The following is a 15,422-nucleotide window of genomic DNA, read 5'->3' as shown; positions in this document are numbered from 1 at the left end:
AGATAGCCAAACGCTTAAATTTGATTTTCAAATAATCTTCCGTGTGTTCAGTGCTTCCGTGGCAAAATTACACCTCATCACTATTCTTCGGATAATCAAAGAAAACCAATTCCCCAGTTCCTCTGCTTACCATTTTCCATGAATCAAAAGGGAAAGAAATCAATACCATTCCCGCAGTTGGAATGTTGTATAAATCAGCATCGCTTAATTCATTTGCTAAATCCGTAAAGCCAGGATTATGTCCAAACATCATTACAGTATCTGCTGAATCATCCAAGCCATTTACAACCTTTAAAAGTGCATTTGTATTGGCCTCGTAAATCGACTCTTCATATTGAATTTCATTAACACCATAAGCCTCCGCAAAATACTTAGCTGTAGATTTGGCTCGCATTGCAGGACTACTTACTATTAAATCGAATTTGAAACCTCTGTTTACTAAACGTTCTGCCATTTCAGGTGCATTTTCTTTGCCGCGTTTGTTGAGTGGGCGGTCGAAATCTTTTAAATCTACATTTCCCCAGTCTGATTTTCCGTGACGAACCAATAATAACTGTTTAGCCATTTAATTTTTCTTTAATTTTATTTATAATCGTTTCAGGCTTAATTAAATCCATACAACTTTCAACACCGCACAAGCAAGGTTTGTTTCCATAAATAGAATTTGGCCGTGCTGGATGGTCAATTTGGATGCAATCATTTTCATCTTGTCCATAACCTAAGAAACCAGCATAAGGATGTGTCGGCCCCCAAACAGAAATCACAGGGATGCCCATTAATGAAGCCATGTGCATTCCGGCAGAATCCATGCTTAACATTAAATCCAGATTGGAAATAATAGCGAGTTCTTCCGCCAGGTTAAAGTTTCCGATTAAATGATGTGTATTAACATAATTCTTAGCCCAGTTTTCCGCGATGTTTTGTTCAGTTTTCCCTCCACCAAAAATTAAAAGCTCATATCCAATCTTACTTAATTCAGAAATTACTTTCTCCATTTTTTCTAATGGATAAACTTTATAAATATGTTGCGCAAAAGGAGAGATGCCTATTTTTTTTACGGAACGATCCTGAAATAAAATCCTTGCTTTAGCAGGGATTTCCTGAGGAGATTTTTGCAGCTTATGACTTAGGTTAACATCAACCCCCAACTCTCTAAATACATCTGCATATCGTTCAACAGTCTGGCGCAGTCGCTTTAAAATTTTGTTATTCGATCTTGTTAATGCTTTTTTCTCTGCTCTTCCTTTATCAATGCGTCTTATTTTAATCCCTGTTAAGCGAAAGAAAGTTGATATTGCCCTGCTCCGTAAATTATCATGCAAATCGGCTATAGCATCTGGTTTATATGTTCGAAGCTCCTGATAAAGCCTATACAGGCCATCAATTCCTTTATGAACGGTTTTAGGCTGAATGGCATGAAAAGTCAGGTTTTCAATTCCATCAAAAAATGGTTTAAAAGCCTCACGACTTACCATTATAATATCAATGCTTGGATTTTGCTCCGAAAATTCTTTTAAAACAGACGCCACCATTGCAACATCGCCCATGGCCGAAAAACGTAAAACGATGATTTTTTTTGTTGATGACATAGATCTTTTGCTTTCAGCTTTGGCCTTTCTGCTTTTTAAGCCTTATTATACAACACCGGGTTCAAACTCGGGTCGTTATACATTTTCATTTGCTTGTATACTTTCATGTATTTTTTACCGGCCTCAATATCTGCCAATAATTCATCAATGCTGGTTGATAAATCATCACGTTGCGATAACAACACATTTAGTTTGATTTGGCATTGTTCACGGTGTTCTGCTGATGCCGTTTCGCGTTCAGCTTCTTCACGCATGTGGTAAATTTTTAATGCCAGAATAGATAGTCTGTCAATTGCCCATGCCGGGCTTTCCGTATTAATTTTAGCATCAGGCGAAGCCGAAATTCCCTGATAAAGATTCAAGAAATATCCATCAATAAACTCTACCATATCCGTACGAACCTGGTTTTGTGCATCAATTCGCCTTTTCCAGCTCAATCCGTCAACAGGGTCAATTTGTGGATTACGAACCACGTCTTCCATGTGCCATTGTGCCGTATCAATCCAGTTTTTCAGGTAAAAAAGATGCTCTAAACTTTCAGCATCGTATGGGTTTTCAACCGGATGATCTATCTCATCAAATCGGTGGTAATCGGTAATTGCTTGATTAAATATGCGGTTGGCAATTTCACTTATCATGAGGCAAAGTTATATATAATTTGTTTTGTAGCCGCAGATTCGCAGATTTTCATTATCAGCTTAAAATTATTTCAATTTTAAAATTCTACTAAATTAATCTGCGGTTGCCCTTTTAGCATCTAATTTGTTTTGTAGCCGCAGATTCGCAGATTTTCATTATTAGCTTAAGATCATTTCAATTTTAAAATTCTACTAGAATTAATCTGCGGTTGCCCTTTTAGCATCTAATTTGTTTTGTAGCCGCAGATTTGCAGATTTTCATTGATCAATTTAAGATTATTTCAATTTTAAAATTCTACTAAAATTAATCTGCTTTTGCCCTTTTAGCATATATAATTTGTTTTGTAGCCGTAGATTCGCAGATTTTCATTATCAGCTTAAGATTATTTCAATTTTAAAATTCTACTAAATTAATCTGCTGTTGCCCTTTTAGCATATATAATTTGTTTTGTCGCCGCAGATTCGCAGATTTTCATTGATCAATTTAAGATCATTTCAATTTTAAAATTCTACTAAAATTAATCTGCTGTTGCCCTTTTAGCATATATAATTTGTTTTGTCGCCGCAGATTCGCAGATTTTCATTATCAGCTTAAGATCATTTCAATTTTAAAATTCTACTAAAATTAATCTGCTGTTGCCCTTTAGCATCTAGTTTGTTTTGTCGCCGCAGATTCGCAGATTTTCATTTTCAGCTTAAGATTATTTCAATTTTAAAATTCTACTAAAATTAATCTGCGGTTGCACTTTTAGCATCTAATTTGCTTTGTAGCCGCAGATTTGCAGATTTTCATTATCAGCTTAAAATTATTTCAATTTTAAAATTCTACTAAAATTAATCTGCTAATCTGCGGCTACTCTTTTTTAGTATTAAAATACTCCGTTATCTCCTCAAGCGAAAAAGCATTTAAACATTTATTTGCGCTTAGACCACCTTTGCGGGCAACCAAAATACCATAACGCATATCATGAAAACCCTCTGTTCGGTGTGCATCAGGATTTATAGAAAGTAAAACACCTCTCTCTAAGGCATAACGATGCCACCGCCAATCTAAATCCAGGCGCAGCGGATTTGAATTGATTTCGATAACCACCTGATTCGCTGCGCAGGCATCTATGATTTTTTTGTAATCAATAGGATACCCTGCTCTGCTTAATAATAAACGTCCGGTTGGATGACCTAAGATTGTGGTATAAGGATTTTCAATTGCCTTTAATAATCTGGTGGTTGCTTTAGCCTCATCCATCCTCAAATTACTATGAACAGATGCCACAACAAAATCGAAAGTTTTTAAAATATCATCGGTGTAATCTAAAGAGCCATCGCTTAAAATATCGCTTTCAATGCCTTTGAAAATTTTAAACGGAAACAGTTTTTTGTTCAGTTCATCAATTTCCTGATGCTGACCAAAAACACGTTGCTCATTTAAACCTTTGGCATAAACAGCCGTTTTAGAGTGATCGCAGATGCCCAGATATTGTAGATTTAAAGTTTCTTTACAGTAAACAGCCATTTGTTCAAGCGTGTGTACTCCATCACTCCAGGTAGAGTGATTATGCAATGTGCCTTTTAAATCAGCGTATTTTATTAATGTTGGGAGTTTATCTTCTTTTGCCAGTTCAACTTCATTAAAATCTTCACGTAGTTCAGGCTCAATAAAAGTTAATCCGGCTTTGTTGTAAATTTCATTTTCACTATTAAATGGCCCATCTCCAGCTAGTTCTATTACTTTTTCTACATGCTGCGGATTTCCGGTAAGTTTAAACCATTCCAGGTAGAAATCAGATTTATCGACAACGAAAATTTTAATCCTGAGTCCCGCTTCGGTGGTGGTAATGAAAGCGTCTTCGCCAGCAATTAAAGAAAGTGGTTCGAAAGTGATTAAGTGCTCCTGAACGGCTTGTGGGTTTTCAGCTCCAATTACGAATTCCAGTTCATCAATAATTTCGCAACAACGGCGATATTGCCCTGCAAAACCTAATGAAGAATGATTATCAACTTTAATTAACCATTCTGAAATTTGGGCATATAAAGTATTAGCAAATCCCTCTACTTGTGCATAGAGGAACCTTCCGTTGGCGGCGAGCCTGAACTCTATGGCATTTTTAATTTCTTCCTGGGTTTTTAAACCAAAACCCTTCGCTTCAATTAAGCGGTTTTCATTGCAGGCATAATACAGTTCCCCTATGCTTTCGATACCAAGTGTGTTCCAGATAATAGCAATTTTCTTCGGACCGATTCCCTTTATGCCAAGCATTTCAACAATCCCTTCAGGGGTTTTCTGGATGATATCATTCAATTCTTTAAGTTCTCCGGTTTGGAGTAACTCAATGATTTTAGCTGCCAGACTTTTGCCAATCCCATCAATTTTATCAAGTTCATCAAAAGGTTTGTCTTTTAAAGCAAAAGGTAGTTTATCAACTTTAAAATACGCATTAGCTATCGATTTAATTTTAAAAGGATTTTCTTCATGCAGTTCCATTAACTGCGATAAAAGGCGTAAAGTACGGGCGATGGTTTTATTTTCCATAAGGGGTAAAATTATGAAACCATCATGATTCTGCCAAAGCCCACAGGATAATTATTATAAATCATGGTAGCTTACATCACAATAAAAACAAACCGGTTTACGAGCTCATTAACTAAGCGAAGCGTCCTCTTGAACTCTATTCAAAAAAATAAATACAAGTAAAATAATACAACTCATACTTATCATTTCCAAACACAATTTTGTTAAAATGTTGTTCTACAGATATGAAATCTATAAATATCATCCTTTTAGGATTGAGCTTAAGTTTGTTCGCCTGTAAATCGAACCGAAAATCTGATATTAAAGGTGATTCGGTGGTGGTAAAAGAAGTGGGGCCGGGGAAAATTGTTGATGAACGTTTTTTAATTGTTCCGGGAAGATCTGTTGGAGAAATTTCTTTGGGTGAAGATGTACAAAGCGTGAGTAATAAATTAGGCAGACCAAATGCCGGAGATGCGGCCATGGGCAAGGCCTGGGGAATTTGGTATAGCAATGATTCGGCTAACAGCAGACAAAATGAAATTGCTGTGTATTCATCTTACCGCGATACCAGTATGCGGATAAAAGATGTAAAGCAAATTCGCATTACGGCTATGCAGTTTAAAACACAGGACGGATTTACCTTAGGAAGGTCTTTATCAGACACAAAATTAAAATTTCCGGCGCTGGAAAAACATTCAGCTTATTTAAATGAGCTTAAAGATACTGTGCTTATTTATGATGCTAAGCATGATGGAATTGGTTTTGAATTTTTGAATGGAAAAAGCATTGCGTTAACTGTTCATCCAATTAATCAATCACTTAATGATACTTATTTAACGTTGCATCCGGAATGGAAGCAGGTCGAATAAAAAGAGCTCCGAAAGAAATTTGGATATTGTCAAGGCTGAGCTTATCAAAACCCAATCAATTGTTTTTGATTAAATTTCGACAAGCTCAATATGACAATTACTTTATTACTGCTTCAAATGGCATTCTTGCCTGGATACCAGCGCTGGTAATTACTTTTTTCATCTGTTGATAAATTGCATAATTATCGCCTAGTTCTTGTTTGGTGTAATAGGTTTTAATTTTATCAGTGCTCTCATCCATTAAAGATTTCCAGGGATCGATTACATCTGGATATTCCACAACTTTGTAATCTTTTAATTTTGCTTTTTTGGCTGCTGCTTTAATGGCATCTTTAAAACTTCCCAATCTATCAGCTAGCCCGATTTGAACGGCATCTGTACCTATCCAAACATGTCCACCGCCAATGCTGTCAATATAGGCTTTGCTTTTCTTTCTTCCATCAGCTACACGACTTACAAAACCATTATAAATTCTATTTAATTCGTTTTGAATAATAAATCTTTCACCAGCGGTCATAGGGCGGTTTGTTGCCATAATATCAGCATATTTACCAGTTTTAACGCCATCAAATGTAATTCCTAATTTGTTGGTCATCAGGTTTTGAAAATTTGGAATAATGCCGAAAACACCAATTGACCCTGTAATGGTGTTTGGCTGAACGAAGATACTGTCTGCAGCACAGCCAATGTAATAACCTCCTGATGCGGCAACATCTCCGAAAGATGCGATAACCGGTTTTTCTTTTTTGGTTAAAACAATTTCTCTCCAGATTACATCAGAAGCCAGTGCACTTCCACCTGGAGAATTTACCCTGATTACAACTGCCTTGATGTTGTCATCCAAACGGGCTTTTCTAATTGCTCTTGAAATTCTTTCCGACCCGATTTGATTATCTGAGCCCTCTCCGCCAATAATTTCGCCGTTTGCATAAATCACGGCAACTTTGTCTTTACCAGATCCGGCATCGCTATTATTTTTTGCATAATCGTTAATGGATACAGAACGCACATTTTCGCCTTTGGTTCTGCCCGATAAACCTTTCAATTCTTCTAAAATCTGATCCTTATATTTCAAAGCATCAATCATTTTAAAATTTACAGCGTCCTGAGGTTGTTGTATCCTATAATCATCAGCAATTTTGTATAAACTATCTTTTTCAATATCTCTACTCTGTGCAATATCAGTTAAAAAGGTATTGTATAAGCCACCAACATAAGCGGTAACCTGCTTGCGGTTATAATCGCTCATCTTATCTAAAATAAATGGCTCAACGGCACTTTTATAATTCCCTACACGAATAACCTGCATTTCAACCCCAACTTTTTCCAGGGTTCCTTTAAAAAAAGTTAATTCAGAGCTAAAACCTTTAAATTCTAAAGCGCCTTCAGGGTTCAGGTAAATTTTATCAGCCACAGAGGCTAAATAGTAAGCACCTTGAGTATAAACCTCACTGTAGGCAATAATTTTTTTGTGAGATTTTTTGAAATCTATCAAAGCATTTCTAACCTCACGCATTGTTGCAAAGCCTGCATTAGGGCTGCTTACGTTCAGGTAAATACATTTGATGTTATCATCAGTTTTAGCTTTTTCAAGTGCTTTTAAAAGATCATTTAATCCGATGCCGTCATTTTCATTAGATCCGATGATGGGCAGATTACCAAACCCTCTTTTTGGTGTCCTTTCTTTTATGGCTTGGTCTAAATTTAAGAATAGAACTGAATTTCTATTCACTGCAACTGTTTTATCACTATCTACCGAAGAAATAACACCAACAATAACCACAAAACAGATGATTAATATGATGGCCGTTGATAGGAAAAAACCTAACATGGATGCAAATAAATACTTAAAGAATTCTCTCATTTAAATGTTTTAATTTTGTGCTGTAAAGATATAAAAATACATGATGCTTAATATGGCTTTAGAGTACACAATTGCTTATTTGTTACTGGGTGGGAATTTGGGAGACAGAGAACGGAATTTACAGGAAGCCATTCATTTAATTGAGGACAAAATCGGCGAAATTTGCACCGTTTCGTCTGTTTATGAAACAGCTGCATGGGGTAAAACGGACCAGCCAGCCTTTTTAAACCAGGCTTTGACAGTTAAAACCAGGCTTACAGCTCTTGAAGTTTTAGAAAACGCACTGGAAATTGAAAGGCTGTTGGGAAGAATCAGAAAAGATAAATGGGGGGAGAGGTTAATTGATATTGACATCATATTATTTGGAGATGAGATTATTGATATAGAAAATAAGCTTCAGGTACCACATCCACAAATGCAAAACAGAAGATTTGTAATGATGCCTTTGGCAGAAATTGCGCCAAATGTTATTCATCCGCTTTTGGGGAAAACTATTTCCAGCATTGAAGAAAATATTACGGATAATTTAAACGTTAAGAAATTGTAAATCATTAGCTTTGTTTTATGCAGGATCACTATGATAATCATCCCTTAGATTTATCATATCTCATAAAAATGGTTGGTCATAATCCTGAGTTTATGATCGAAGTTTTTGATACATTTATTGAACAAACTCCTTTCTACCTTGCAGAATTGGAAGATGCTTTATCGGTTCAAAACTGGGATAAGGTTGGCAATTGCGCACACAAAATTAAGCCTACGTTTACTTATGTAGGACGTAATGATGTGAAAGATTTTGTTCAGTCAATTGAGCATAATGCCCGAAATAAAATCGCTGTGGAACAGATTCCTTCAGATATTGAGCATTTGAAAGAGCTGTTGGCGTGTATTTATGTTCAGCTGGATGTAGCAAAAAAAGATATGCAGTCGAAATTGTAGATTGATTTTTTGAAAACAAGGCCCGGCTTTTTTATAAAGTTACTAACTCTATCAGGCATTATACTTATTAGAGTTAGTAACTTTAAAATATAAAAAATATAAAAAGTATATCATTCCAATCAGGTTTAATTACTGATCTCTGCTACTATTTCAAAACCCGACCAGTATTGCCGGCAACTCCTCTAAAATATAGAATAGATAACGCAATATAAAGCACCAATACAAAAGGTATAGCTGCAAATTGTAAAACAGCAATTAAAATTGCTGATAAAATCAGGAATATAAATTTGATTTTATTTTTAGCCCAGCTTAAATCATTAAATTTTAAAGAGAAAATCTTTATCTCGCTTACCAATAAAAAACTGGTTATTGCTGTTATGGCCAGCAGCAGAATACTCGAGCCTATAACTTGTGGATAATCCTTTGCAATGTATGGCAATGAGCAGATAAACAGCGTGTTCATAGGGGTATTTAATCCAATAAAATCTTCAGTTTGCCTTTCATCATTATTAAATTTAGCCAAACGTAGAGCAGAAAAAACGGTAATCAGAAATGCAAAATAAGGAAGATATTCTGAGCTGTAATCGCTTACTTTCAATAACTGGAACATGATAATTCCGGGTAGGAAACCAAAACTTACCATATCAGCCAAAGAATCCAAATCTTTCCCAATGGCCGATTTCACATTTAATAAACGGGCAATCATTCCATCAAAAAAATCAAAAATCCCGGAAAGGATTACAAAATAAGCTGCGGCTTGTAAGTCGCCTTTAAATGCAAAAACGATTCCGATACAACCAGAAAAAAGGTTGGCACAGGTAATCGCGTTGGGGATATGCCTTTTCATGAGGTTTAAGGTATAAGGTGTTAGGTGAAGATTCTGAAATGAGAACCTTTAAAGTGTAAGACTTAAAGCGTCCTGGCAGGAAACCTTAAGCCTTACACCTTTTACCTTTCAGCCTTAAATTAGCTGTTCATCGAAATCAAAAACTCTTCGTTGCTTTTTGTACCCTTGATTTGTGATTGAACAAATTCCATAGCTTCCTGGCTGTTCATATCGGCAAGGTGGTTGCGTAAAATCCAAACACGTTGCAGGGTATCTCTGTCGTGTAATAAATCATCACGACGTGTACTCGATGCAGTGATATCAATGGCAGGGAAAATACGTTTGTTCGATAATTTACGATCTAACTGTAATTCCATGTTACCAGTACCTTTAAATTCTTCGAAGATAACTTCATCCATTTTAGATCCTGTATCAGTTAATGCAGTTGCTAAAATCGTTAATGAACCACCGTTTTCAATGTTACGGGCTGCACCAAAGAAACGTTTTGGTTTGTGTAAAGCATTTGCATCCACACCACCCGATAAAATTTTACCTGATGCCGGAGCAGTGGTATTATAAGCTCTTGCTAAACGTGTAATTGAATCTAAAAGGATAACCACATCATGGCCGCTTTCTACCAAACGTTTAGATTTTTCTAAAACAATATTGGCGATTTTTACATGTCGTTCGGCTGGCTCATCGAAAGTAGAGGCAATAACCTCAGCTCTTACGCTACGTGCCATATCGGTAACCTCTTCCGGGCGCTCATCAATTAAAAGGATAATTAAATAAACCTCAGGATGGTTTTTAGCAATTGCATTGGCAACTTCTTTAAGCAAGTTGGTTTTACCTGTTTTAGGTTGAGCTACAATTAAACCACGTTGTCCTTTCCCAATAGGCGTAAATAAATCCATAATACGGGTAGAATAATTGTTCGTATCCGTAAAAAGATTTAATCTTTCTGTTGGGAAAAGTGGTGTTAAATAATCAAAAGGAACACGATCGCGAACTTCAGCAGGAATTCTGCCGTTAATGGTTTCTACGCGAACCAATGGAAAATATTTTTCGCCCTCTTTTGGCGGACGAATACTGCCTTTTACCGTATCGCCGGTTTTTAAACCAAAAAGTTTGATTTGCGACTGGGATACATAAATATCATCAGGAGAAGTTAAGTAGTTATAATCTGCAGAACGTAAAAAGCCGTAACCATCAGGCATGATTTCTAAAACGCCCTCATTTGTGATCACATTATCAAAATCCAGATTAGAGTAGCTGTTTTCGTTCTTGTGGTGACTGCCACCACCAGGTTGTTTTTGCTGGCGGTCTTCGCGTTGAGGTTTTTCTTGTTTCTCTTTTTGCTCTGGTCTTTGTTTTGCAGCTACAGGAAGAACTTCTGCGCTTTCCTCAATCAATGCTGAGATGGGCTTATTGCCTTCTTCCGCTTCAACAACTCTGTCTGGTTGTATTTCTTGCTGATGTTGAGGCTCATCAAATAAAGTAACCGAATCTCTTCTTCTTTCAATTGGAGGTGTAGGCTCATCCTTATTTAACCTTGCCCTTTTTTTAACAGGCTTATCTGTTGTAGTGGATGCGGCCGCAACCTTTGGTGCTTTCTCTGCCTTAACAGCTTTAGTTTTTGGTGCTGGCGCAACGGCAACAGGTTCACTTTCTGCATACGGATCTGCTCCGGATTTAGCAGCATTTATAATTTCTTGCTGGTGTAAAAGCACTTCAACAAGGTCGATTTTTCTTAGAGAGTCGGCACCCTCGATGCCATAGGTTTTGGCTAACTCACGTAATTCTGGTGTGAGCTTATCATTTAATTCTGTTTTGCTAAACATTCTAAATATATATGTTTCAAGAAATTTTTCATTTGTTTATAACGGATGTTTCCTGTTATAAATCTGCACAGGCCTAAGTTTTGTGTTGGTATAAGCCCAGCGGTTTCATTGTGTATAAATTCTTAAGGCTATAAAACAAAATGAGTTAGTTGTTAATGCTCACCTGTTTCATAATTGTTTACAAGCTGAATAAAAACGATAAATCGTTTTCAAAAAATGGTAACAAAATACAAGTCTTGATAAATTTTTCTGGGATATTCAGATAAACGGTTGAGAAATTATGTTGCAATTGTATGTATTTGAAACGTAAACTGCAAGCAAAAGTTTAAAATGTTTATAAAAAAAAATAATGTGAGTATTATTTAGTCGTTCTAAAAACTTAAAAATCTTCATATTTGCAGCAAATAAGCCCATATTATGACCAAGCAGCAACTTTTCGAGCAGATCCAAAAAAAGCGTTCTTTTTTATGTGTAGGATTGGATTCTTCATTGGATAAGATTCCTGAACACCTTTTGAAGTATGAAAATCCGATTCTCGAATTTAATAAACAGATTATTGATGCCACGAAAGATTTATGTGTTGCCTATAAACCAAACACTGCATTTTATGAGTGTTATGGTAAAAAAGGTTGGGAAACTTTAACCGAAACCTGGAAATATATTCCACAGGATATTTTTTCCATCGCTGATGCCAAACGAGGAGATATTGGCAATACTTCTGCAATGTATGCCGAAACTTTTTTTAATGAGAAATCTTCTGAAATGAGTTTCGATTCAGTTACCGTTGCACCTTATATGGGAAGTGATTCGGTAACACCATTTTTAACTTTTAAAGATAAATGGGTAATTCTTCTGGCACTAACCTCCAACGCCGGCCATGCTGACTTTCAATTACTGGAAACAGGAGCAGATAAACTTTTCGAAAGGGTATTGAAGACTTCACAAGAATGGGCAACAGATGAACAAATGATGTACGTGGTTGGTGCAACCCGTGGTGCTGCTTTTGGCGATGTCCGTAAACTGGCTCCAAATCACTTTCTTCTGGTTCCTGGTGTTGGCGCGCAAGGTGGCGATTTGAAAGAAGTTTGTAAGTACGGCTTGAATTCGCAATGTGGGTTGTTAATCAACTCCTCACGAGGGATCATTTACGCTGGCAAAGGGAAAGATTTTGCTGAAAAGGCAAGAGAAGAGGCTTTGAAGCTGCAACAAGAAATGGAGCAGATTTTGGTTAAGGCTGATTTGGTTTAGCCGCAGATTCGCAGATTTTATCAATTTGTATTTCTGGTAATTATTTGTTGAATAAACCATCTTTACATGCGAATAGGCTGACCATCACGTCATACTGAATTTATTTTACTTCGTATCTTTCCGCTACAGGTCAGCACCGTAATGGCTATTAAGACCCTGAATAAACGACGCAGTCTTCTTGAATGCCAATAAAAAATGAAAAATTCAAGGTAACAAAATAAATATCATAAAACTTATAGGAATATTTCATTATCTTCATCAATGAATTTTCCAGAAGATTTTCTCCATTACATTTGGCAATTCAGGTCGTTTGATTACAATGACCTGAAAACCGCTGATGGAGAAAATTTAAAAATCTTTCATCAGGGTTTCCTGAATAAAAACGCTGGGCCGGATTTTAGTAATGCTAAAATTCTGATTGACCAGACAGTTTGGGCGGGAAACATAGAAATTCATGTTAGATCTTCAGATTGGTTAAAGCATAATCATCAAAGCGATTCGAGTTACGAAAACGTGATTCTTCACGTTGTTTATGAAAATGATGCAGAGATTAGAAGAACTAACGGTTCTTTGTTACCAGTTTTAGAATTAAAGAACCGAATTGCAGATGATTTAATTCGAAAATATGAGCATTTATTTTTGACGTTAACAGATTTCCCTTGTTTTGCACAGATTCAAACCGTTGATCAGTTCATTATTGATTCTTTTCTTTCCCGAACACTAATCGAGCGTTTCGAAGAAAAAACAAAATCGGTAATTGAAACTTTAAATGAATTGAACGGAAACTGGGATGAAACTTTTTACCGTTTTATGGCCAGAAATTTTGGTTTCAAGGTAAATGCTTTGCCTTTCGAGCTTTTCGCTAAAACAATTCCTCAGCAAATTTATGGTAAGCATAAAGACAATGCACAACAAATTGAGGCATTGGTTTTTGGTTCAGCAGGGTTTTTGAACGATAAGTTTGATGAAGATTACCCGGAAAAACTGAAAAAGGAATTTCAGTTTCTGCAGAAAAAATACAATATCCGGCCTATTGATGTTTCTATCTGGAAGTTTATGAGGATGCGTCCGCAGAACTTTCCAACCATTCGCTTAGCACAATTTGCGGCATTGATCGTAAAAGCAAATCATCTGTTTTCGAAAGTAATGGAAATAAGAGAGGTTACCGCATTACGGGGATTATTCGAAAACCTGCCAGTGAACAATTATTGGAAAACACATTATCACTTTAAAAAAGTAACAACAGGTGTAAATATTCAAATCGGGAAAACTTCTGTTGATAATATTTTATTAAATACAGTTGCGCTCTTCTTGTTTGCTTACGGTAAGCATACGGGAACGCAGTTTTATATAAGCAGAGCAATTAAACTACTGGAAAGCTTACCTGCAGAGCAAAATGCAATCACTGATAAATTTACCGAAGCAGGAGTAAGGATGGGTCATGCATTTGCCTCTCAAGGTATTTTACAGTTGAAAAAACAATATTGCGATGAGAAAAAATGCCTATCTTGTGGTATAGGTATTAAAATTTTGAAACAAACATAAGAACATTAGTTTCTCTCATTATTTTATTTTTACTAAACTTTTTATCTTAAAACTGGTTTGAAGATTATGGAATTCCCACACGAACTTAAAGAACTATATCCCGATAAAATTATTGAGGTTAGGGGCAATGCAGATGCACTAACGGTAATTTTAAATGCTGAGGTTGATATTGAAAAGTTTAAAAACGAATTGAAAAAAAAGTATTCGGGTTTAGAAGAACAACAAATTTTGTTTATAAAACATGAGGATAAGCAGGATTTTGAAAAACTGATTCTTGAATAAGAACTTTATAAACCAGTTTCAAATTTCCTTTTAAAGAATTTAACCAAATATTATTGCTAAATTTGTCTTCAAAAACGACTAATTATTTTCGCTTTCTTTTTAATTTTGCCTTGTAATTAAGATTTAAAACAAGCTTAAAATGTTCCAAAGAATCATAACCTATTTTGAGCAACAGAGTTTTGGGGTTTCAACCTATTTAGCTAATAAATTAAATATGAGCACCGCGAAAGTTCGTCTGTTTTTTATTTATTCCTCTTTCCTGGCTGTGGGTTTCCCGATATTATTTTATTTTTTGGCTGCTGTGGTTTTGGATATCAGAACGTATATGAAAAGAATGAGGTTGAGAATTTGGGAATAATTCAGTTTACAGCTAATGGCTTTCAGTTACGAAATCTAAGATCTAAAAACTTAAAATTGCCAAAGGATTAATCATCATCCCTCAAAATTTCTGCAATTTCATGAAAGCCCTTTTCTGCAGCTAAATCTGCTGGTAATTTTCCACCTTCCATGCGCAAACTTACTTCTGCGCCATGTTCTAAAAGCAATATAATCAATTCAATATTTCCTAACTGAGCTGCACTGTGTAATGGCGCTAAACCAGCTTTTTGACAAACGTTTGGATAAGCTCCGTGATCCAAAAGCATTTTTGTAATGTTAAAATTGTTTGCCGCTACTGCAGAATGGATAGGGAAAACATTAAACCCATTTTTAGAGGCCAGGTTTACATCAGCACCTTTCAGTACCAGAAATCTCGCCAACTCCTCATGACCAAAGTAGCAGGCTAAACCGAGCGGTGTAAAACCATCGTCAGAAAATTCGTTTATACTCCCCGGATTTTGAAAAATAAGTAATGTTGCCGTATCAAATTTACCCACTGCACAAGCCTCAAACAAAGTTAGGCTATCGGTAAACTCCGCTATTAAATCGGCTATTTCCTGCTTTTTGTAATAACAAGCCAACAATAACGGAGAGATGTTATGTGAAGTACTGATATTTGCCAATTTCGGATTTTGAAGTAAAATTTCTTTTACTGCCTGAAAATTTCCTGCCTCAATTTGTTCTTCGAGCTGTGCTATACTCATACGATGAATTTTATTTCAAATAATCGATTTAAATTAACAAAAAATTAATAGAGTGAGGAAATTTTTGCCTAAATATATAGAAAGTGTAAGGCAATTTGCGAATTGTGTGGTATCAAGCCTCGCTATGGAGAATAAATGCTCACTCTTTAAATAAAAAAAATCCCGTTTAGCCTCTCCAGGCAAAACG

15 protein-coding genes are annotated in these 15,422 nt (G+C 35.9%); 7 read left to right on the top strand and 8 right to left on the bottom strand.

The window, feature by feature from the left end; translation table 11 throughout:
• Window positions 1-67 precede the first annotated feature (67 nt).
• The 4 genes from DU508_RS04935 to DU508_RS04920 form a co-directional block, all read right to left on the bottom strand.
• A complete protein-coding gene (locus DU508_RS04935; protein WP_115401691.1) occupies window positions 68-565 on the bottom strand; it encodes a SixA phosphatase family protein in 498 nt (165 codons plus the stop codon).
• Window positions 558-1,589 carry a glycosyltransferase family 9 protein gene (locus DU508_RS04930; protein ID WP_115401690.1) on the bottom strand — a complete coding sequence of 344 codons (1,032 nt, stop codon included), beginning with the start codon at window positions 1,587-1,589 and terminating at the stop codon, window positions 558-560. Before DU508_RS04930 ends, DU508_RS04935 begins: the two co-directional genes overlap by 8 nt.
• A 35-nt stretch (window positions 1,590-1,624) precedes the next feature.
• Window positions 1,625-2,227 (bottom strand): DUF4254 domain-containing protein, encoded by a 603-nt coding sequence (locus DU508_RS04925; RefSeq protein WP_115401689.1) that lies wholly within the window; start codon window positions 2,225-2,227, stop codon window positions 1,625-1,627.
• An 853-nt stretch (window positions 2,228-3,080) separates the two neighbouring features.
• Window positions 3,081-4,757 (bottom strand): helix-hairpin-helix domain-containing protein, encoded by a 1,677-nt coding sequence (locus DU508_RS04920; protein WP_115401688.1) that lies wholly within the window; start codon window positions 4,755-4,757, stop codon window positions 3,081-3,083.
• A gap of 224 nt (window positions 4,758-4,981) precedes the next feature.
• Here DU508_RS04920 and DU508_RS04915 point away from each other — a divergent pair, with 224 nt between their 5' ends.
• Window positions 4,982-5,608 carry a hypothetical protein gene (locus tag DU508_RS04915; RefSeq protein ID WP_115401687.1) on the top strand — a complete coding sequence of 209 codons (627 nt, stop codon included), beginning with the start codon at window positions 4,982-4,984 and terminating at the stop codon, window positions 5,606-5,608.
• 97 nt (window positions 5,609-5,705) lie between these two features.
• On the opposite strand, the gene sppA is transcribed toward DU508_RS04915, so the two are convergent.
• A complete protein-coding gene (gene sppA, locus DU508_RS04910) occupies window positions 5,706-7,472 on the bottom strand; it encodes a signal peptide peptidase SppA (RefSeq protein ID WP_115401686.1) in 1,767 nt (588 codons plus the stop codon).
• A 52-nt stretch (window positions 7,473-7,524) separates the two neighbouring features.
• On the opposite strand from sppA, the gene folK reads away from it, so the two are divergent.
• Both folK and DU508_RS04900 read left to right on the top strand, forming a co-directional pair.
• Window positions 7,525-8,019: a 2-amino-4-hydroxy-6-hydroxymethyldihydropteridine diphosphokinase gene (gene folK, locus DU508_RS04905; protein WP_233509394.1), complete on the top strand. Its 495-nt coding sequence runs from the start codon at window positions 7,525-7,527 to the stop codon at window positions 8,017-8,019.
• A gap of 17 nt (window positions 8,020-8,036) precedes the next feature.
• Entirely contained in the window at window positions 8,037-8,411 is a 375-nt protein-coding gene (locus DU508_RS04900) for an Hpt domain-containing protein (RefSeq protein ID WP_115401684.1), read from the top strand.
• A 145-nt stretch (window positions 8,412-8,556) separates the two neighbouring features.
• Here the strand turns inward: DU508_RS04900 and pssA are convergent, their stop codons facing one another.
• Window positions 8,557-9,258 (bottom strand): CDP-diacylglycerol--serine O-phosphatidyltransferase, encoded by a 702-nt coding sequence (gene pssA / locus DU508_RS04895; protein WP_115401683.1) that lies wholly within the window; start codon window positions 9,256-9,258, stop codon window positions 8,557-8,559.
• Between the two features lie 119 nt (window positions 9,259-9,377).
• Entirely contained in the window at window positions 9,378-11,078 is a 1,701-nt protein-coding gene (gene rho / locus DU508_RS04890) for a transcription termination factor Rho (RefSeq protein WP_115401682.1), read from the bottom strand.
• Window positions 11,079-11,495: 417 nt separating this feature from the next.
• On the opposite strand from rho, the gene pyrF reads away from it, so the two are divergent.
• The 4 genes from pyrF to DU508_RS04870 all read left to right on the top strand — a co-directional run bounded on the left by pyrF (window position 11,496) and on the right by DU508_RS04870 (window position 14,511).
• Window positions 11,496-12,326: an orotidine-5'-phosphate decarboxylase gene (pyrF, locus tag DU508_RS04885; protein ID WP_115401681.1), complete on the top strand. Its 831-nt coding sequence runs from the start codon at window positions 11,496-11,498 to the stop codon at window positions 12,324-12,326.
• Between the two features lie 261 nt (window positions 12,327-12,587).
• Complete coding sequence (locus tag DU508_RS04880) at window positions 12,588-13,871, top strand: DUF2851 family protein (RefSeq protein WP_115401680.1); 1,284 nt, start codon at window positions 12,588-12,590, stop codon at window positions 13,869-13,871.
• 66 nt (window positions 13,872-13,937) lie between these two features.
• Entirely contained in the window at window positions 13,938-14,153 is a 216-nt protein-coding gene (locus tag DU508_RS04875) for a hypothetical protein (protein WP_115401679.1), read from the top strand.
• Between the two features lie 139 nt (window positions 14,154-14,292).
• The gene (locus DU508_RS04870; protein WP_029277136.1) at window positions 14,293-14,511 is read left to right on the top strand and encodes a PspC domain-containing protein; all 219 of its coding nucleotides are present in this window, start codon (window positions 14,293-14,295) and stop codon (window positions 14,509-14,511) included.
• Window positions 14,512-14,578: 67 nt separating this feature from the next.
• Here DU508_RS04870 and DU508_RS04865 read toward each other — a convergent pair whose 3' ends face one another.
• A complete protein-coding gene (locus DU508_RS04865; RefSeq protein WP_115401678.1) occupies window positions 14,579-15,235 on the bottom strand; it encodes an ankyrin repeat domain-containing protein in 657 nt (218 codons plus the stop codon).
• Window positions 15,236-15,422 lie beyond the last annotated feature (187 nt).

Origin of the sequence: Pedobacter chinensis, from assembly GCF_003339865.1 — a bacterium.
Taxonomy (GTDB): domain Bacteria; phylum Bacteroidota; class Bacteroidia; order Sphingobacteriales; family Sphingobacteriaceae; genus Pedobacter; species Pedobacter chinensis.
This window is presented reverse-complemented; position numbering and strand designations above follow the sequence as displayed.